The organism is Nonomuraea sp. NEAU-A123, from assembly GCF_018603905.1.
GTDB lineage: Bacteria > Actinomycetota > Actinomycetes > Streptosporangiales > Streptosporangiaceae > Nonomuraea.
Map to the genome: position 1 here is coordinate 18921 of NZ_JAHFZZ010000013.1, position 18194 is coordinate 37114.

Consider the following 18194-nt stretch of genomic DNA (forward strand, 5'->3'; position numbering starts at 1 on the left):
ATCTGATAACCACACAGACCAATTGCCCCGAAGATTCACTTGACAGCGAGTCAGGAAGCCTCAGTTAGAGGCAACCGTACGCACCGAAGGTCACGGACCAGCCACGTTCCGGAATCCTCTCAATATGCGTCGGTGATGATGTTGTTCAGCTGCTCACCGGACAGATAGCGGAGGAGTTGCGAGCGCATCAGGCGCAGCATGCGCCGCCCTGACGCGGGGGTGCTGCCCGCGACGTGCGGGGTGATCAGCAGGCCGGGCGCGCTCCACAGTGGGTGGCCCGCCGGCAGCGGTTCGGGGGCGGTCACGTCGAGCGCCGCGCGCAGCCTGCCGGTCTTCAGCTCCGAGACCAAGGCATCGGTGTCGACGACGCCGCCGCGCGCCGCGTTGACCAGCACGGCGCCGTCCTTCATCCGGGCCAGGAACCCGGCGTCGGCCATTCCGGCGGTCTCCGGCGTGGCGGGTACGAGCAGCACCACGACGTCGGCGTCCGGCAGCAGCGCGGGCAGCTCGTCGAGGGGGTGCACGCCGTCGCGCGCGCTCCTGGCCACCCGGACGATCTCGACCTCGAAGCCGTCGAGCCGCCGCTCCAGCGCCGCGCCGATGGAGCCGTAGCCGACGATCAGCACCGTCGAGTCGGCCAGCACGTCCGTGTGGTGGTAGGTCCACTCCCCCTGGCGCTGCGCGTCGACGAAGCCCGGGAACTCCCGCAGCACCGCGATCATCGCGCCGACCGCCCACTCGGCGGTGCCGGCGTCGTGCACGCCGCGCGCGTTGCACAGCACCGCGCCTTCGGGCATGTGGGGCCGGTACGGTTCCACGCCCGCGGTGACGGTCTGTACGAGGCGCAGCGAGGTCATCGCGGCCAGCACGTCCTGCACATCCGCGACCGTGACCAGCGGCGGGATCCACACCTCCACGTCGCCTATGCCATCAGGAATTGGCCCCGTACCGTCATAAACGTCGCATTCCACCCCTGGCAGATCGGTCAGAACATCGGCAACAGCACCAGAAGGGACCCAGATCTTCATGCCGAGAACCTTACGACTAGGGAGGAAGTATGGAACACATGAGAACGCTCATGACCGTCTTGCTGTTCACCCTGCTGACCGCCTGCTCCAGCGCCGGTGGCGCGGTGTCGACGGTCCCCGCCGCGCCACCGCCCGGCGAGCCGAAGACCGTGGCGAGGGATCTGGCCGTGCCGTGGGAGATCGCGTTCCTGCCCGGTGGCGACGCGCTGGTGACCGAGCGTGACACGGCCAGGCTGCTGCGCGTGACCCGGGCGGGCAAGGTCACCGAGCTGGGCCGGATCCACGGGGTCACCCCCGACGGCGAGGGCGGGCTGATGGGCGTGGCGGTCAAGGGGGACCAGCTCTTCGTGTACTTCACCGCGGCCGACGACAACCGGATCGTCCGTTACCGGTTCACCGGCGACACGGTGTCCGACCCGAAGGTGATCGTACGGGGCATCCCGAAAGGCGGCATTCACAACGGCGGCCGACTGGCGTTCGGCCCCGACGGCTTCCTGTACGCCACCACGGGCGAGACGGGCGACCGGCAGCTCGCCCAGCGGCGCGACTCCCTCGGCGGCAAGATCCTGCGCATGACGGTGGACGGCGCCCCCGCGCCCGGCAACCCGTTCGGCACGCTCGTCTACAGCCTCGGCCACCGCAACGTGCAGGGCCTGGCCTGGGATCCGGCGGGCCGGCTGTACGCCTCGGAGTTCGGCCAGAACCGCCACGACGAGGTCAACCTCATCAAGCCGGGCGCCAACTACGGCTGGCCCGAGGTGGAGGGCAAGGGCGACGACCCGGAGTTCGTCAACCCGATCATCACCTGGCCCCCCTCGGAGGCCTCACCTTCCGGCGCGGCCTACGCCGACGGCTCGCTCTGGGTGGCCGCGCTGCGCGGCGAGCGCCTGTGGCAGATCCCGCTCGGCCAGGACGGCTCGCCCGGCACGCCGGTCGCGCACTTCACCGGCACGTACGGCCGGCTCCGCGGCCTGGCCACGGCCCCCGACGGCACGCTGTGGATGTCCACCAGCAACAAGGACGGCCGGGGCGACCCCAGGGACGGCGACGACCGGATCCTGTCCGTCAGCCCGCGCCGTTCCTAGTTACTGGTCGCGCACGTCGTCTGGGCCTGCGGCCGGTACTTCGTGGTCAGCTTCTTGTCCCGCTTGACTTCCTTGCCGTCCTTGAAGAACACGCGGGTGACGTCGATCGTGAAGCCCTGCTCGCCGACCGTGGCCATGCAGCCAGGGGCGGAGCTGGTCTCGCGGCGGAACGGGGTGAGGTTTCGCTTCTCCGACTCGACGGCCTCGATCTTGTCGTAGCGCCTGGTGCTCCACAGCTGCACGGTGACCGAGGTGTCGGTCGACGCCGTCTTGATCAGCACGCCGTAGTCGGAGTCGTTGCGCCACTTGAGGTCCATGTCCGGGTAGAGCAGGGCGGCGTCGCGACCGGCCGGGTAGCGGGCGGCGTGGTAGTCCATCGGCAGGTGGTAGACGTCGTCGAACCCGCCGAAGAAGGCCGCGTTGTACATCGTGGTGGCGAACTGCGAGGCGCCGCCGCCGATCATGGGCACCATCCGGCCGCCGACGATCTGCCCCGCCTGGACGTAGCCGCCCTCGACGGTCCGCTCGCCCACGATGTCGTTGATCGAGAACGTCTCCCCTGGCTTCACCAGGTAGCCGTCGAGCTGGGCCGCCATCCGCTGGATGTTCGTCACGCGGGGCAGGCAGCAGTCGTAGGTCGTGGTGAACTCGGCGATGTTCTCCTTGATGCCGAGCCCGCTCACCTCTTCGGTGCCCACCTTCGGGGGGACCACGGCGAGCGACACGGGGATGACGCGCGCGCCACTGCCGCTGACCACCTTGGCCACGTCGCGGGCCAGTTGCTTGGCGTCGACACCCCTGCCGCGATGGGCGGGGACCAGCACCGGCTTGCCGTTGACGATCTGGTAGGTGGCGTCACGCGGCGCCTGCGCCGCGTCGACGAGCTTGCTCTCCACCGAGGTGAGCGCCGCTTCGGCATTGAACTGGGGGGTCAGCGCGCCGCTGTCGTCGGAGACGAAGGTCAGGTTGGCGGCGATCGCGGCCGGGGGCAACTGGGCCTGCTTGGCGCCCAGCTTCAACGTCAGGGGAGCGGAGACCGCCCGCTTGGCGGCGGTCTCGGCCTGCTTGACGGCGGTGGCCGTGGTGTCGGGCTTGGCGGGCCTGAGCGCGAGGAAGACGGATTCGCGGCCGGTGAGGAAGGCGTCGGTGATCACACGGACGGCGTCGCTCTTGTCGAGCACCACGCCGTCGTGCGGCTCCGAGGTGACGGGCTGCCCGTTCTTGAAGGCCACCCGGCCGTCACGCGGCTTCTTGTCGTAGGTCTCCGCCAGCCCCTCGATGGTCCTGGCCAGCTGGGAGGAGTCGATCGTCATCTTCGGCTGGAGCTCGGTGGTGCCGGTCAGCCCGCGCCATACCTCGACCGGGCTGGGGAAGCCGCTGGGCGCCTGCCCGATCGTGCTGACCACGTCGAGCTCAAGACCGGCCTCGTCGGCCTGGATGGTCTCCTTGCGACCGCCGATGTCGGCCACGACGGGCTTGTTCAGCTTGGTCGAGAGTGCGGTGCGGAGCTTGTCGGCCGCCTGCGTCACGGTGAGTCCGCCGATGTCCACACCGGCCACGCGCGTACCACGCAGTACGGACCCCGACATGAGCACGGCCGGCACCAGGTACGCCAGCACCAGCAGGACCACGACGAGCAGGACCAGCGCGGGCAGGAGGCGACGGCGGCGGGACGGCTCCGGATCGAGGAAGGCGGGCAGCCGCTCGGAGGCGCCCGGCAGGCCGAACACGGGGGCGGGCGGCGCGGGCGGATCCTGCCAGCGCCCCTCGTTCACCGGCCACGGCTGGGGCGGAGGTGCCACCGGAGGCAGAGCGCCGCCGCCGTTCGGGCCATTCTGGCCACTCGGGCCGTTCGGCACGCTGGGAGTCGGTGGTCGTGGCTCCGGCTGACCGGGCGGCCCGAAGATGTCACGAGACACTCCCGGGGGCAGCCCTTCGACCCGAGGCTTCTTACTGCCGCCTGACATGGGCAAAGGCACTGAAGCGAAAGGGTCGGTCGGCGATTCGATCGGTCCGGCGTTACGCACGCCTCAATCTCCTCCCGCTCCGCAGCCACATCCTCAGGCAACAGTAAGGCACGAGCATTGGGATATGTCACGAGAAATGACTACGGAAGTGTGTCAACCTAGCCACCGGTAGCGATGTTCGGGGCGTCCGGCCGTACCGTACCGGGGCCTGAGTTCGGCATGCCCGGCGACGCACAGGTATTCGAGGTATCGGCGGGCGCTGACGCGGGACAGGCCCGCGAGCGAGGCGGCCTCGGCCGCCGACAGGTCGCGGCCCGACTCCCGGAGCGTGTCGGCGACCAGCGCGCACGTCGCCGACGACAGGCCCTTGGGCAGCGGCGCCGCGATGGGCTGCGTGCCGAACAGCCGGTCGACGTCGTCCTGACGGGCCTCCGCGCCGATGGCGGTGAGCCGCTTGCGGGTGTCGGCGTACTGCTGGAGCCGCTCGGTCAGCGCGGCGGCGGTGAACGGCTTGATCAGGTAGTTGACCGCGCCGCCGCGCATCGCCTCCCTGACCGTGGACACGTCGCGGGCGGCGCTGATCATGAGGACGTCCACGTCGTGCAGCGCCTTGAGCACCTCAAGTCCCGACATATCGGGTAGGTAGATGTCGAGCAGCACGAGGTCGGGCCGGTGCTCGGCGGCCATGGCGAGCGCGGCGGCCCCGGTGTGCGCGGCGGCCACCACCCGGAAGCCGGGCATCCGCGCCACGTAGCCGCTGTGAATGCGCGCCACCATGAAGTCGTCGTCCACGACCAGCACCCGGATCTCGTTCATCGCACCGGTTCCCGGACCGGTGCGGGCAGCAGGGCGGTGAAGACGGCGCCGTCCGCGTTGCCTACCTTCACCCAGCCGCCCCTGCGCAGGCACGCCTGCCGGGTCAGCGCCAGGCCGAGCCCGCGCGGCCCCGAATGGGCGGCCTTGGTGGTGAACCCCTCCCTGAACACCTCTTCGACCAGGTCAGGAGCGATGCCGGGGCCCGAGTCGCCGACCCGCACGTGCAGGCCCTCGGCGTCGGCCAGCACCGACACCTCGATCGTGCCCGTGGCCCCGTCGAGCGCGTCGATCGCGTTGGCCACCAGGTTGCCGACCACCAGGACCGCGTCCTGCGGGTCGCCGAGCAGGCCCTCCTCCACGGCGGAGTCCTCGGACAGGACGAGCTGGACGCCGCGCTCGGCCGCCTCCGCCGACTTGGCGAGCAGCAGCGCGGCCAGCGTCGGGTCCTGGACGCGATCGCGCAGGCCGGTGGCGTACGTGCCGCGGGTGGTGCGGGTGATGAAGCTGATCGCGGCGTCGTGCTCGCCCAGTTCGAGCAGGCCGACGACGGTGTGCATGCGGTTGGCGAACTCGTGCGCCTGGGCCCTGAGGGCCTCGGTGGCGCTGCTGGTGTCGTCGAGCTCGCGGGCCAGGCGTACGAGCTCGGTGCGGTCTCTGAGGGTGACCACCCAGCCGCGGTGCTGGCCGCGTACGGAGACCGGCGTGCGGTTGAGGACCAGCACCCGCTCGCCGTGCAGCACGATCCGGTCCTCCCCCGGGTCGGCCCCGCCCAGCACGTCGCGCATCCGCTCGGAGACCGGCATCTGGGTGAGGTCCTCGCCCACCTCGCCGAGCAGCTCGCGGGCGGAGTCGTTGACGAGCGTCACGCGGCCTGCGAGGTCGAGCGCGAGCACGCCTTCCTTGACCCCGTGCAACACGCCCTCGCGCTGTTCCAGCAGCCCGGCGATCTCGCGCGGCTCCAGGCCGAACGTCTGCCGGCGCACCCGCGCGGTGATCAGCGCCGCCGCCGCGAGGCCGGAGAGCAGCACGGCCAGCGCGGTCCACACCAGCGGCGGCAGCGCGCCCGCGAGCTGACCGGTGACCGTGGTCTGGAGCACGCCGACGGAGACCAGGCCGATGACGTTGCCGTACTCGTCGAAGATCGGTGCCTTGCCCCTGACCGTGGTGCCTATCGTGCCGGTCTCGGTGCCGACCCAGCTCTTGCCGGTGTTCAGCACCGTGTTGCCGTCGGTGGACAGCCGCTTGCCGATCAGCGCGGCGTTGGGGTGGGCGTACCGCGTCTGCTCGCGGTTGGCGATGACCACGTAGTCGGCGCCGGTCGTCTGCTGGACGCTCAGCGCGAGCGGCTGCAGCACGGTCTGCGGATCCTTGATGTCGAACGCGTCCCTGACCTGAGGCAGCCCCGCCACGGACTGGGCGATCGCCAGCGCCCGCTGCTCGTACAGCGAGTCCAGTTGAGCGCGCGTGTGATTGGCCCACACGCCTCCTGTGCCTCCGACGGCCAGCAGCACGATGACCATCTGGAGCACGAACAGCTGGGTTCCGAGGGAGGCGTCACGTACCCGTCTCACCTGGCCCATGGAAACATGCCGAGGTCACGGGGGGGTTGCGACCAATACGACCTATACGACGGCTATCGTAAAAAGGTCGACTCCATCGGCAGCGGACTTCACCATCCAGTATCTCGTAACGTGAAATCCCCCCTTTGGAGTGATCATGCGTCTCCGCATACTCGCCGCCGTCGCGGCGCTCTCCGTCGCCGCGGTGTCCGGCTGCGGCGCCGGCTCCGGTTCCGGCTCTGACGGCGGGGGGACCGGCGCTCTGCGCATCATGGCTCCCGCCTCACCGGGTGGCGGCTGGGACCAGACATCCCGTACGGCCGAGCAGGCGCTCAAGGCCGTCGACCCGAAGCGCCGGGTCGAGGTGTACAACGTCCCCGGCGCGGGCGGCACCATCGGCCTGGCCCAATTGGCCGGCGAGAAGGGCAACGGCAACCTGCTGATGACCATGGGCCTGGTGATGGTCGGCGCGATCGAGCAGAACAAGTCCAAGGTCACACTGGCCCAGACCACGCCGATCGCCAAGCTGACCGAGGAGTACGAGATCATCGTGGTCCCGGCGGCCTCCCCGTTCAAGTCGGTGGCCGACCTGGTCGCCGCCTGGAAGGCCGACCCGAAGAAGGTGTCCATCTCCGGCGGCTCGGCCGGCGGCACCGACCACATCGCGGCCGGGCTGATGGCCAAGGCCGCCGGCGTAGACCCGAAGCAGGTCAACTACATCGCCCACTCGGGCGGCGGCGAGGCGCTGAACGAGCTGCTCGGCAACAAGGTGAGCGTGGGCATCTCGGGCGTCGGCGAGTTCGCCGAGCACGTGAAGTCCGGCAAGCTCCGCGCGCTGGCCGTGACCTCGGGCCAGCGGCTGCCCGACCTCGACGCGCCCACGCTCAAGGAGGCCGGGCTGAACGTCGAGCTGACCAACTGGCGCGGCTTCGTGGCGCCCCCCGGGCTCGACGACGCCGCCAAGAAGTCGCTGACCGACCTGGTGACCAAGATGCACGACTCGCAGCCGTGGAAGGACGCGGTGGCCAAGAACGGCTGGATCGACTCCTTCCAGACCGGGCAGCAGTTCGCCGACTACCTCAACGCCGAGCAGGCCAAGGTCAAGACCATCATCGCCGAGCTGGGCGTCGTCTCCTGATGTCCGAGACCACGGCCGGTCGTACCGGCCCCGGTGACGGCGAGAAGCGGCGTTGGCGGTGGCGTCCCGAACTGGGGCTGGCTCTCATCGTGCTCGCGCTCGGCGTGTTCGTCGTGATCGGCACGCTCGACGTGTCCGCCGCCGCCTCGCAGCTCGGCATCGGGCCGCGGTTCTTCCCGATGCTGGTGGGCGGCTCCATGATCGTCGTCGGCCTGTTCTATGTGGCCGACGTGCTCAGGGGCGGGCGCGGCGACCCCGAGGAGAGCGAGGACGTCGACGTGGACGCGCCCGCCGACTGGCGCAGCGTCGGGCTGGTGAGCGGGATCTTCCTGGCCTTCACCGCGGTGCTGAACCTGCTCGGCTGGATCATCGCCGCGAGCCTGCTGTTCTTCGGCCTGTCGCTGGTGCTCGGCGCGGAGCACAAGCTGCGCGCGGCGGGCGTCGGGGTGGTCCTGGGGATCGCCACCTACCTGCTGTTCGTCAAGGGCCTGGGCGTGTCGCTGCCGGGCGGGCTGCTGCAGGGGGTGATCTAGGTGAATTCGTTCCAGCTCCTGCTCGACGGTTTCGCCGGGGCGCTGACGCCGATCAACCTCATGTACGCGCTCATCGGCGTCACCCTCGGCACCCTCGTCGGCGTCCTGCCCGGCATCGGGCCCGCCATGACGGTGGCGCTGCTCCTGCCCATCACCTTCACCGTGCCGCCGACCAGCGCGTTCATCATGTTCGCCGGGATCTACTACGGCGGCATGTACGGCGGCTCGACCACCTCCATCCTGCTCAACACCCCCGGCGAGTCGTCCTCGATGATCACCGCGCTGGAGGGCAACAAGATGGCCCGGCGCGGCCGGGCGGCGCAGGCGCTGGCCACCGCGGCCATCGGCTCGTTCGTGGCGGGCACGATCGCGACCGCGCTGCTGGTCGTGGCGGCGCCCGCGGTGGTGAGCTTCGCCATCGCGTTCGGCCCCGAGGACTACTTCGCGCTGGCGATCCTGGCCTTCACCGCGGTGTCGTCGGTGCTGTCCCGCTCGGTCGTGCGCGGATTGGCCTCGCTCGGGTTCGGCCTGGTGATCGGGCTGATCGGCATCGACCAGCAGACCGGGCAGGCGCGGCTCACGCTCGGCATGGACCAGTTGCTCGACGGCGTGGACGTGGTGGTCGTGGCCGTCGGGCTGTTCGCGCTGGGCGAGGCCCTGTACGTGGCCTCGCGGCTGCGCCACTCACTGCCCGAAGTGGTGCCGGTGGGCCGGGCCTGGATGGGCCGTACCGACTGGCGCCGGTCGTGGCTGCCCTGGCTGCGCGGCACCGCGCTCGGCTTCCCGTTCGGCGCGCTGCCCGGCGGCGGCGCCGAGATCCCGACCTTCCTGTCGTACGCGGCCGAGAAGCGGCTGGCCCGCGGCGTCGCCAAGGAGGAGTTCGGCAAGGGCGCCATCGAAGGCGTCGCCGGGCCCGAGGCGGCCAACAACGCCTCGGCCGCCGGGACCCTGGTGCCGCTGCTGACGCTGGGCCTGCCCACGTCCGCGACGGCCGCGATCCTGCTCGCCGCCTTCCAGCAGTACGGCCTGCAGCCCGGGCCGCAGCTGTTCGACCACAACCCGGCCCTGGTGTGGGGCATGATCGCGTCGCTGTTCATCGGCAACACGATGCTCCTCGTGCTGAACCTGCCCCTGGCGCCGCTCTGGGCGCGCGTGCTGCGCATCCCCCGGCCGTACCTGTACGCGGGCATCGTGCTGTTCGCCGCGCTCGGCGTGTACGCCCTGAACGGCTCGGTGGTGGACCTGGTCGCGCTGTTCCTGCTGGGCCTGCTCGGGTACGCGATGCGGCGCTTCGGGCTGCCGGTCGCCCCGGCGGTGATCGGCCTGATCCTGGGGCCGATGGCGGAGATCCAGCTACGCCGGGCCCTGGCCATCGGGGCGGGCGACGTGACCGTGCTGGTGCGCAGCCCCATCGCGGTGATCCTGCTGGTGCTCTCCCTGCTCGCGCTGCTCGCGCCGCTGTTCAGGAAGCTGATGGAACGGCGCCACGTCGAACCGGCCTTGCCGACGTCACGGGAGGACTGACGGCCTCCCGGTCGTTTTCTGTCGTACCGGCTGGGCAGCATGGCGGCCATGGCCGTGAAAGTACAGGTGACCTTCGACTGCGCCGACCCCGAGAAGCTGGCCAGGTTCTGGGCCGAGGCGCTCCGCTACCGGCTGGAGGAGCCCCCGCAGGGCTTCGCCACCTGGCAGGACTACTGGCGCGCCCGGGGGCTGCCCGAGGAGGAGCTGACCGGTGACGGCGGCTACGACTCGGTCGTCGATCCGGCCGGGGTGGGGCCGCGGCTGTGGTTCCAGAAGGTGCCCGAGGGCAAGGTGGTCAAAAACCGCCTCCACCTCGACCTGTCGATCACGTCCGGGCACGACCGGCCGGTGGAGGTCCGCAAGGCCCAGCTCGACGCCGAGGCCGAGCGGCTGATCGGGCTGGGGGCGACGCTGTCGAAGGTGCTCCTGGTGGAGGGCCTGCCCGACTACTACGCGATCACCCTGCTCGACCCGGAGGGCAACGAGTTCTGCATCAGCTGAGCGTTTTACGGCATCTGTACGGCGCAGGCCCCGCCGGCTCGCTTCCTCAGCGAGTGGCGGGGCCTTCGGCGACGAGCCGCACATCGGCGGGTTACCCGTCTCGCGAGTAACCCGCCGACGGGCTTACTCGGAGACGCCCAGCTTCTCCAGGATCAGCTCGCGGGCCCGGGCGGCGTCGGCCTTGCCGCGGCTGGCCTTCATCACGCCGCCCACCAGCGCACCGGCCGCGGCGATCTTCCCGGAGCGGACCTTGTCGGCCGCGTCGGCGTTGCCGGCGATGACCTGGTCGACGATCGCCGACAGCTCGCCCTCGTCGTTGACGATCCGCAGCCCGCGCCGCTCGACCACCTCGTCGGGCGAACCCTCCCCGGCCAGCACTCCTTCGAGTACCTCGCGGGCCAGCTTGTCGTTGAGCGCGCCGGAGGCCACCAGCTCGGTGACGCGGGCGATCTGCGCGGGCGTGATGGGCAGGCCGGCCAGGGCCACCCCGGACTCGTTGGCCCGCCGCGCCAGCTCACCCATCCACCACTTACGCGCGTCGGCGGCCGGCGCGCCCGCCGCGACCGTCGCCTCGACCAGGTCGAACGCGTCGGCGTTGTGCATGGCCTGCATGTCGAGGTCGGACACCCCCCACTCGGCCTGCAGCCGCTTGCGCCTGACCGACGGCAGCTCGGGCAGCGCTTCCTTGAGCGTGGCCACCCAGGCCGGGTCGGGCGCGATCGGCACCAGGTCCGGCTCGGGGAAGTAGCGGTAGTCCTGCGCCTCCTCCTTGGACCTGCCGGGCGTGGTGACGCCGGTGTCCTCGTGGAAGTGCCTGGTCTCCTGGATGATCCGGCCGCCGTCGGCGAGGATCGCCGCCTGCCGCTCGATCTCGCTGCGCACGGCGCGCTCGACGCTGCGCAGCGAGTTGACGTTCTTGGTCTCCGTACGGGTGCCCCACTCGGACGCGCCGCGCGGCATGAGCGAGACGTTGACGTCGCAGCGCAGCGAGCCCTCTTCCATGCGCACGTCGGAGACGCCCAGCGAGCGCAGGGTCTCGCGCAGCTCGGTCACGTACGCCTTGGCCACGTCGGGCGCCAGGCTCTCGGTGCCCTCGACCGGCTTGGTGACGATCTCCACCAGCGGGATGCCGGCCCGGTTGTAGTCGACGATCGAGTAGTCGGCGCCCTGGATGCGGCCGGTCGCGCCACCCACGTGGGTGGACTTGCCGGTGTCCTCCTCCAGGTGCACCCGCTCGATCTCGACCCGCACGGTCCGGCCGTCGACCTCGACATCGAGGTAGCCGTCGAAGCAGAGCGGCTCGTCGTACTGGGAGATCTGGTAGTTCTTCGGCATGTCCGGATAGAAGTAGTTCTTCCGGGCAAAGCGGCACCACTCGGCGATCGAGCAGTTCAGCGCCAGGCCGATGCGGATCGTCGACTCGATCGCGACGGCGTTGGCCGTCGGCAGCGAGCCGGGAAACGCCAGGCAGGTCGGGCAGACCTGCGTGTTGGGCGGGGCGCCGAAGGTCGTCTTGCACCCGCAGAACATCTTCGACGCGGTGCCGAGCTCGACGTGCGTCTCCAGCCCGAGCACCGGCTCGAACCGGGCGAGCGCCTCGTCGTACGGCATGTGCGTATCGACAGTCATGGTGGAGTCCTTAGTTCAGATCGTCGCATTTCACGCCGCCAACCACGGCGAGGAACGGCGGCACGTCGATCTCGATGTGCGTCAGCACGCCGCCGTCCCCCCTTTCGACACGTTCCTACAGAGCCGGAGCCTTGGACAGCAGACTGCCGCCCCAGCGGCTTTCGAGGGCCTGCTCCACAGCGGCGCCGACGCGGTAGCAGCGGTCGTCGCCCAGCACCGGGGCCATGATCTGCAGGCCGACCGGCAGCCCGTCCTCGTCGGCCAGGCCGCACGGGACCGAGATGGCCGCGTTGCCCGACAGGTTGGACGGGATCGTGCACAGGTCGGCGAGGTACATGGCGATCGGGTCGTCCGCGCGCTCGCCGATCGGGAACGCCGTCGTCGGCGTGGTCGGCGACACCAGCACGTCCACCTGGTGGAAGGCGGCCTCGAACTCGCGCGAGATGACCGTGCGCACCTTCTGCGCCTGACCGTAGTAGGCGTCGTAGTAGCCGCTCGACAGCGCGTAGGTGCCGAGCATGATGCGCCGCTTGACCTCAGGGCCGAACCCGGCGGCCCTGGTCATCGCCATGACCTCCTCGGCGCTGCGGGTGCCGTCGTCGCCGACGCGCAGGCCGTAGCGCATGGCGTCGAAGCGCGCCAGGTTGGAGGAGCACTCCGACGGCGCGATCAGGTAGTAGGCGGGCAGCGCGGTCGAGAACGACGGGCAGGAGACCTCGACGACCTTGGCGCCGAGCGATTCGAGCAGCTCGACGGCCTCGTGGAAGCGGGCCAGCACGCCGGCCTGGTAGCCCTCGCCGCCGAACTCCTTGACCACGCCGACGCGCATGCCGGAGATGTCGGCGTTGCGAGCGGCCTCGACCACGGACGGCACGGGCGCGTCGACCGAGGTGGAGTCCATCGGGTCGTGCCCGGAGAACGCCTCGTGCAGCAGCGCCGCGTCGAGCACGTTGCGGGCGAACGGGCCGGGCGTGTCGAGCGAGCTGGCGAACGCGATCAGGCCGTAACGCGACGAACCGCCATAGGTCGGCTTCATGCCTACGATGCCGGTCACCGCGGCGGGCTGCCGGATCGAGCCGCCGGTGTCGGTGCCGGTGGACAGCGGCGCCTCGTACGCGGCGACGGCGGCGCTGGAACCACCGGACGACCCGCCGGGGATCCTGGTCAGGTCCCACGGGTTGTGCGTCGTGCCATAGGCGGAGTTCTCGGTGGAGGAGCCCATGGCGAACTCATCCAGGTTCGTCTTGCCGAGGATCACCAGCCCGGCCGCGCGCAGGCGGCTCGTGACGGTCGCGTCGTACGGCGGACGCCAGCCTTCGAGGATCTTGGACGCGGCCGTGGTCGGCATGTCGGCGGTCGCGAAGATGTCCTTGTGCGCGATCGGCACCCCGGCCAGCGGGCCGAGCCGCTCACCGGCGCCCAGCCGGGCGTCGACGGCCCTGGCCTGCTCGACGGTGGTCTCGCGATCGATGTGCAGGAACGCGTTGATCTTGGGCTCGACCTCGGCCATGCGGTCGAGATGCGCCTCGGCCACCTCGACGGCGGTCACCTCGCCACCGGCGATCAGCGCGCCCAGCTCTGCGGCGGTCTTGTGGATCAGACTCATGCCTCCTCCCCCAGGATGCGCGGGACCCGGAAGCGGTTGTCCTCGACGGCCGGCGCGCCGGACAGCGCTTGCTCGGGCGTCAGTGACGGTCGCACCTCGTCGGCGCGGAAGACATTGGTCAGCGGAAGCGCGTGCGACGAAGGCGGAACGTCCTCGGCGGCGACCTCGGCCACCTTCGCGACCGACTCGATGATGGCATCGAGCTGGGTGGCGTAGTGGGCGAGTTCGTCATCGGTGAGGGCCAGCCTGGACAACCGGGCCAGGTGTGCGACCTCGTCGCGGGTTATGGCGGACATGAGTCGTTTAACCCGTTTCGTGGATGGAGTTGGGACACTGTCATCCTAGGGGCCTTGACGGAGCGAGACCGAACCGTTAAGCGGTCTGAGTGACCTCGGAGCGGTAGCCGTACTCGATCTCGGGCGGGCTCTCGAAGTTCTCGCGCAGCCAGACCGTGGCCTCGGCGGGCGGCATGGGCTCGTTGAACAGCCAGCCCTGGCCCATCTCGCAGCCCATCTCGGTGAGCCGGATCGCCACGTCGTCCGACTCCACACCCTCGGCGACCGAGTGCAGGCCGAGCGAGCGGACCAGGTCGACGATGGAGCGCACGATCCGGTAGTCGTCGTCGGATTCGGCGATGCGTTTGACGAACGACGCGTCGATCTTCACCTCGGACACCGCCAGCCGCTGCAGCCTGATCAGCGAGGAGTAGCCGGTGCCGAAGTCGTCGAGGGACAGCGGCACGCCGAGCACGGCCAGCGCTTTGATCGTCTCGTGCGTGTAGGCCTGGTCGCCCATCAGGATGCGCTCGGTGACCTCGAGCTGGATCGCCGAGGGCGGCAGCCGGAGCTTGGCCAGCCCCGCCTCCAGTTGCTCGGGCAGCGCCGAGTCGAGCAGGTCGCGGGCGGAGATGTTGACCGAGACCTGCACCCGCAGGCCGCTGTGCCACCAGCGGGCGGCCTGCTCCAGGGCGGCCTCGATGACGTATTCGGTGAGCTGGCGCATGAGGTAGGACTGCTCGGCCAGCGGGATGAACTCCGACGGCGGGATCTGGCCGTGCACCGCGTGGTTCCAGCGCAGCAGGGCCTCCATGCCGTGCACGGCACCGGTGCCCAGGCCGACCTTGGGCTGGTAGTGCAACCTGAGCTCGCGATTGTCGACGGCGCGCCGCAGATCACCGAGGAGGTTGAGGCGTTCGGGCGAGTTGCGGTCCTTGTCCGGCTGGTAGAGCTCCACGCCGGTGCGCCCCTCCTTGGCCAGGTACATGGCCACGTCGGCGCGCTGGAGCAGCAGCTCGAAGTCGGGGGCGTGGTCAGGGTAGAGCGCGATGCCGACGGATCCGTCGAGGTCGAACGACATGCCCTCCAGCCGTACCGGCTCTCTGAGCGCCGCCCGCAGCCTGGCCGCCACCTCGCGGGCCGCGTGGGCGTCCCTGATCGAGGGCAGCAGGACGGCGAACTCGTCACCGCCCAGCCGGGCCACGACGTCGCCGGGCCGTACGGAATGGGTGAGCCGGTGGGCGACCATCTGCAGCAGCCGGTCACCGACCGGGTGGCCCATCGTGTCGTTGACCTCCTTGAACCGGTCGAGGTCGAGCAGGAACAGGCCGACCCGCTCGTCCTGGCGGGCCTCGGCGAGCGCCTCCTCGGTGCTCACGATCAGCATCTTTCGGTTGGGCAGGGCGGTCAGCTCGTCATGCATGGCCTGGTGGTCGCGACGCATGGACAGCGTGGCGGTGAAGTAGACCGCCGCCAGGGGCGCCACGAACAGCGGCACGAGGGAGGGCGCGTGGGTCATCACGACGACGACCAGGGGCGCCAGGCCGAGCAGCGCGGCGTAGACGAGGCTCTGCGGGCCGAGGCTCGCCCTCAGCACGCGGGTGATCGACCGGCGCTCGTGCAGTGCCACGGCACCGCTCACCAGCGCGGCCCTGACGGCGAAGTAGGCGATGCCGGCCAGCGTGATCGCCAGCAGGTCGGAGCCCGTGGGCACCCACGGCGCGGCCGGGCGCGGCACGATGCCGAACAGGCCGAGCACCACGGCGGCGGCGGTCAGCGCGAGCGTCGACTGGGCGATGTTGAACATCACCCGGTGCCACGCCTTGCGGGTGACGATGCCGTTCATCGTCACGGCCACCGCCTGCATCAGCACCGCCACGGGCAGGCCGAAGTGCAGGAGCACGGCGAAGGTGAACATGGTGGAGGGGTACGTGCCGCCGACGGCGGTCGCCGAGGACACCATGACGGGCCTGAGCTCGCCCAGCACGGCGAGGACGGTCAGCACCCAGAACAAGGGCGTGCGGGCGAGCTCCGCCAGGCCGGCCGGGTCGAGTCGGAGCATGGCCACGGCCAGCGCGGTGAAGCCGATCACGGTGATGCCGGCGAGGAACGCCCACAGAGGCGTCCCGGCGCGTGGCCCTGTGTCGCGGGTGTCGGTTGGGTCAGCCATCAGTAACAGAACCCCCATTAGGTCACTATGGGAGGGTACGACCTTTACCCCACTTCGCGAAACCAACCGCGTACGTTCCGTCACTTATCCTTCGGACATATACCCCAAAACCACTCTTCGTATGCTACCCGCGACGATCCGTATATGACCTATGGCTCCGGAGTGACAGCCACTTGTGCGGCCGCCTCCGGCCCATCGGTCAGGAGCACCTCGAAGCCCGCCCCGTCGAGGATCGGCACGCCCAGACTGACGGCCTTGTCGTACTTGGACCCGGCGTTGTCGCCCGCCACCAGGAACGAGGTCTTCTTCGACACCGAGCTCGCGACCTTGCCGCCCTGATCGCTGAGCGCCTTGGCGGCGGAGTCGCGGGTGAAGCCCGACAGCGTGCCCGTCACCACGAAGGTCAGCCCCTCCAGCGTCTGCGGCCCCTTCTCGGGAGCGGGCTCGTCCTCCATGCGGACGCCCGCGGTCCGCCAGCGGGTGATGATCTCGCGATGCCAGTCGACCTCGAACCAGGCGCGGATGGTGGCCGCCACCTTGGACCCGATGCCCTTGATCGCAGCGAGCTCCTCCTCCGAGGCGGCCATGACGGCGTCGATCGAGCGCAGGGCGACCGCCAGATCGCGGGCCGTGGGCGGCCCGACGTGGCGGATGGACAGCGCGACCAGCACGTTGGCCAGCGGCGCCTGCTTCGCCCGCTCGAGCTCCTCGATGAGCTTGTGGGCGTTCTGGCTGGCCTCGCCGTTGATGTTGGAGAAGAACGAGACGACCTTCTGCTCGCCCGTCTTCGGATCGATCTTGGGCAGGCCGCTGTCCTTGTCTCGGACCACGGACCTGATCGGGATCAACCGCTCCAGCGTCAGGTCGAACAGGTCGGCCTCGGTGCGCACGACCGGCTCCTGCGGCGGCAGCGGCTGGCTGAGCGCAGTCGCCGCGACGTAGCCGAGCCCGTCGATGTCGAACGCGTCGCGCCGGGCCGCGAAGAACAGCCGCTCGCGGATCTGCGCGGGGCAGCCGCGGGCGTTGGGGCAGCGCAGGTCGGCGTCGCCCTCCTGCTCGTAGGCCAGCTCCGTGCCGCACTCGGGGCAGTGGGTGGGCATGACGAACGGGCGCTCGGACCCGTCACGCAGGTCGGTGACCGGGCTGAGGATCTCGGGGATGACGTCGCCCGCCTTGCGCAGCACGACGGTGTCGCCGATGAGCACGCCCTTGGCGACCACCACCGCGGCGTTGTGCAGCGTGGCGCGCTCGACCGTGGAACCGGCCACGCTGATCGGCTCCATCACGGCGAACGGCGTGACCCGGCCGGTGCGGCCGACGCCCACCTGGATGTCGAGCAGCTTGGTGTTGACCTCTTCCGGCGGGTATTTGAAGGCGATCGCCCAGCGCGGCGCCCGCGAGGTGGAGCCGAGCTCGCGCTGGGTGCGGAAGTCGTCGACCTTGACCACCACGCCGTCGATCTCATACGGCGGGTCGTGGCGGTGCACGCGGTAGTGCTCGATGAAGGCGTCGATCTCGGCGAGGTCGCCGACCACCCGGTAGAGGTCGCTGACCGGCAGGCCGAACTCCCGCAGCCGCTCGTAGACCTCGGACTGCGTCTTGGGCTCGGCCGCGCCCTCCCAGACGCCGACCCCGTGCACGATCATGCGCAGCGGGCGCTGCGCGGAAATCCGCGGGTCCTTCTGGCGCAGCGAGCCGGCCGAGGCGTTGCGCGGGTTGGCGAAGGGCGCGATCCCCTGCTCGACGAGCTGCTCGTTGAGCCGGCCGAACTCCTTGACGGGCATGTAGACCTCGCCCCGGACCTCGATGAGGCTGGGCACGTCGGCGCCCTTCAGCCGGTGGGGCACACCCTCGATGGTGCGGACGTTGGGCGTCACGTCGTCGCCCGTCCTGCCGTCGCCCCTGGTCGCGCCGCGCTCCAGCCGGCCGTCACGGTAGACGAGCGCGATCGCCAGCCCGTCGATCTTGAGCTCGCAGAGATAGGGCCCGGGATCGCCCTCGGCCAGCCGCTCGGCCCGCGCCTGCCACGCGGCCATCCCGGCCGGGTCGAAGGCGTTGTCGAGGCTCTCCATCGGCGCCAGGTGATCGACCTTGGCGAAGTCACCGGCGACCGGCGCGCCCACCTTCTGCGTCGGCGAGTCGGGCGTCTGCAGGCCCGGATGCGCCGCCTCCAGCGCGAGCAGTTCGTTGAACCACTCGTCGAACTGACCGTCGCTGACCGTGGGCCGGTCGAGCACGTAATAGCGATAGCGGGCTTCCTCCACCAGCTCGCTCACCTCGGCGTGCCGCTCACGCGCGGCCACAGGCACGCCATCGACGCTTGGCTCGCTCACCAGGGTCTCCTTCCGTCCAACACCCTGAGC

Annotated in this window: 14 protein-coding genes; 5 read left to right on the forward strand and 9 right to left on the reverse strand. The window is 70.3% G+C overall.

All coding sequences use genetic code 11. The annotated features are described in order from the left end of the window. Positions 1-119: 119 nt before the first annotated feature. Positions 120-917: a 2-hydroxyacid dehydrogenase gene (locus KLK06_RS35120; protein WP_308168589.1), complete on the reverse strand. Its 798-nt coding sequence runs from the start codon at positions 915-917 to the stop codon at positions 120-122. A gap of 140 nt (positions 918-1057) precedes the next feature. Between KLK06_RS35120 and KLK06_RS35125 the strand changes: the two genes are divergently transcribed. After that, complete coding sequence (locus KLK06_RS35125; protein WP_374197171.1) at positions 1058-2113, forward strand: sorbosone dehydrogenase family protein; 1056 nt, start codon at positions 1058-1060, stop codon at positions 2111-2113. On the opposite strand, the gene KLK06_RS35130 is transcribed toward KLK06_RS35125, so the two are convergent. The 3 genes from KLK06_RS35130 to KLK06_RS35140 form a co-directional block, all read right to left on the reverse strand. Continuing rightward, positions 2110-3915, reverse strand: a complete 1806-nt coding sequence (locus tag KLK06_RS35130; RefSeq protein WP_214639924.1) for a VanW family protein — start codon at positions 3913-3915, stop codon at positions 2110-2112. The two genes, KLK06_RS35125 and KLK06_RS35130, sit on opposite strands and share 4 nt — an antisense overlap. Before the next feature lie 318 nt (positions 3916-4233). After that, positions 4234-4896, reverse strand: coding sequence for a response regulator (locus KLK06_RS35135; protein WP_214639925.1), 663 nt, complete (start codon positions 4894-4896; stop codon positions 4234-4236). Further along, a complete protein-coding gene (locus KLK06_RS35140) occupies positions 4893-6476 on the reverse strand; it encodes a sensor histidine kinase (protein WP_214639926.1) in 1584 nt (527 codons plus the stop codon). The genes KLK06_RS35135 and KLK06_RS35140 overlap by 4 nt, the downstream gene beginning before the upstream one ends. 136 nt (positions 6477-6612) lie before the next feature. Here KLK06_RS35140 and KLK06_RS35145 point away from each other — a divergent pair, with 136 nt between their 5' ends. Genes KLK06_RS35145 through KLK06_RS35160 form a run of 4 tightly spaced genes read left to right on the forward strand, consistent with a single transcriptional unit; the run spans position 6613 to position 10151 of the window. Beyond that, on the forward strand, positions 6613-7593 hold the full coding sequence (locus KLK06_RS35145) for a tripartite tricarboxylate transporter substrate binding protein (protein WP_214639927.1): 981 nt from the start codon (positions 6613-6615) through the stop codon (positions 7591-7593). Further along, positions 7593-8126: a tripartite tricarboxylate transporter TctB family protein gene (locus tag KLK06_RS35150; RefSeq protein WP_214639928.1), complete on the forward strand. Its 534-nt coding sequence runs from the start codon at positions 7593-7595 to the stop codon at positions 8124-8126. The genes KLK06_RS35145 and KLK06_RS35150 overlap by 1 nt, the downstream gene beginning before the upstream one ends. After that, the gene (locus KLK06_RS35155; RefSeq protein WP_214639929.1) at positions 8127-9650 is read left to right on the forward strand and encodes a tripartite tricarboxylate transporter permease; all 1524 of its coding nucleotides are present in this window, start codon (positions 8127-8129) and stop codon (positions 9648-9650) included. It abuts the gene before it with no gap. A 48-nt stretch (positions 9651-9698) separates the two neighbouring features. Then, positions 9699-10151: a VOC family protein gene (locus tag KLK06_RS35160; RefSeq protein WP_214639930.1), complete on the forward strand. Its 453-nt coding sequence runs from the start codon at positions 9699-9701 to the stop codon at positions 10149-10151. A 123-nt stretch (positions 10152-10274) separates the two neighbouring features. On the opposite strand, the gene gatB is transcribed toward KLK06_RS35160, so the two are convergent. The 5 genes from gatB to ligA all read right to left on the reverse strand — a co-directional run bounded on the left by gatB (position 10275) and on the right by ligA (position 18164). Next, positions 10275-11780, reverse strand: a complete 1506-nt coding sequence (gene gatB / locus KLK06_RS35165) for an Asp-tRNA(Asn)/Glu-tRNA(Gln) amidotransferase subunit GatB (protein ID WP_214639931.1) — start codon at positions 11778-11780, stop codon at positions 10275-10277. A gap of 115 nt (positions 11781-11895) precedes the next feature. After that, complete coding sequence (gene gatA, locus KLK06_RS35170) at positions 11896-13386, reverse strand: Asp-tRNA(Asn)/Glu-tRNA(Gln) amidotransferase subunit GatA (protein ID WP_214639932.1); 1491 nt, start codon at positions 13384-13386, stop codon at positions 11896-11898. Next, positions 13383-13682, reverse strand: coding sequence for an Asp-tRNA(Asn)/Glu-tRNA(Gln) amidotransferase subunit GatC (gatC, locus tag KLK06_RS35175; RefSeq protein ID WP_214639933.1), 300 nt, complete (start codon positions 13680-13682; stop codon positions 13383-13385). Before gatC ends, gatA begins: the two co-directional genes overlap by 4 nt. 76 nt (positions 13683-13758) lie before the next feature. Then, positions 13759-15831, reverse strand: a complete 2073-nt coding sequence (locus KLK06_RS35180) for a bifunctional diguanylate cyclase/phosphodiesterase (protein WP_214639934.1) — start codon at positions 15829-15831, stop codon at positions 13759-13761. A gap of 149 nt (positions 15832-15980) precedes the next feature. Next, positions 15981-18164 carry an NAD-dependent DNA ligase LigA gene (gene ligA, locus KLK06_RS35185; protein ID WP_308168590.1) on the reverse strand — a complete coding sequence of 728 codons (2184 nt, stop codon included), beginning with the start codon at positions 18162-18164 and terminating at the stop codon, positions 15981-15983. Positions 18165-18194: the final 30 nt, after the last annotated feature.

What these genes read in the sequence shown, in the direction of transcription:
- KLK06_RS35125 (WP_374197171.1), top strand. Translation starts at nt 1,058, where the DNA reads ATGGAACACATGAGAACGCTCATGACCGTCTTGCTGTTCACCCTGCTG.
- KLK06_RS35135 (WP_214639925.1), bottom strand. Translation starts at nt 4,896, where the DNA reads ATGAACGAGATCCGGGTGCTGGTCGTGGACGACGACTTCATGGTGGCG.
- KLK06_RS35140 (WP_214639926.1), bottom strand. Translation starts at nt 6,476, where the DNA reads ATGGGCCAGGTGAGACGGGTACGTGACGCCTCCCTCGGAACCCAGCTG.
- KLK06_RS35145 (WP_214639927.1), top strand. Translation starts at nt 6,613, where the DNA reads ATGCGTCTCCGCATACTCGCCGCCGTCGCGGCGCTCTCCGTCGCCGCG.
- KLK06_RS35150 (WP_214639928.1), top strand. Translation starts at nt 7,593, where the DNA reads ATGTCCGAGACCACGGCCGGTCGTACCGGCCCCGGTGACGGCGAGAAG.
- KLK06_RS35160 (WP_214639930.1), top strand. Translation starts at nt 9,699, where the DNA reads ATGGCCGTGAAAGTACAGGTGACCTTCGACTGCGCCGACCCCGAGAAG.
- gatB (WP_214639931.1), bottom strand. Translation starts at nt 11,780, where the DNA reads ATGACTGTCGATACGCACATGCCGTACGACGAGGCGCTCGCCCGGTTC.
- gatA (WP_214639932.1), bottom strand. Translation starts at nt 13,386, where the DNA reads ATGAGTCTGATCCACAAGACCGCCGCAGAGCTGGGCGCGCTGATCGCC.
- gatC (WP_214639933.1), bottom strand. Translation starts at nt 13,682, where the DNA reads ATGTCCGCCATAACCCGCGACGAGGTCGCACACCTGGCCCGGTTGTCC.
- KLK06_RS35180 (WP_214639934.1), bottom strand. Translation starts at nt 15,831, where the DNA reads ATGGCTGACCCAACCGACACCCGCGACACAGGGCCACGCGCCGGGACG.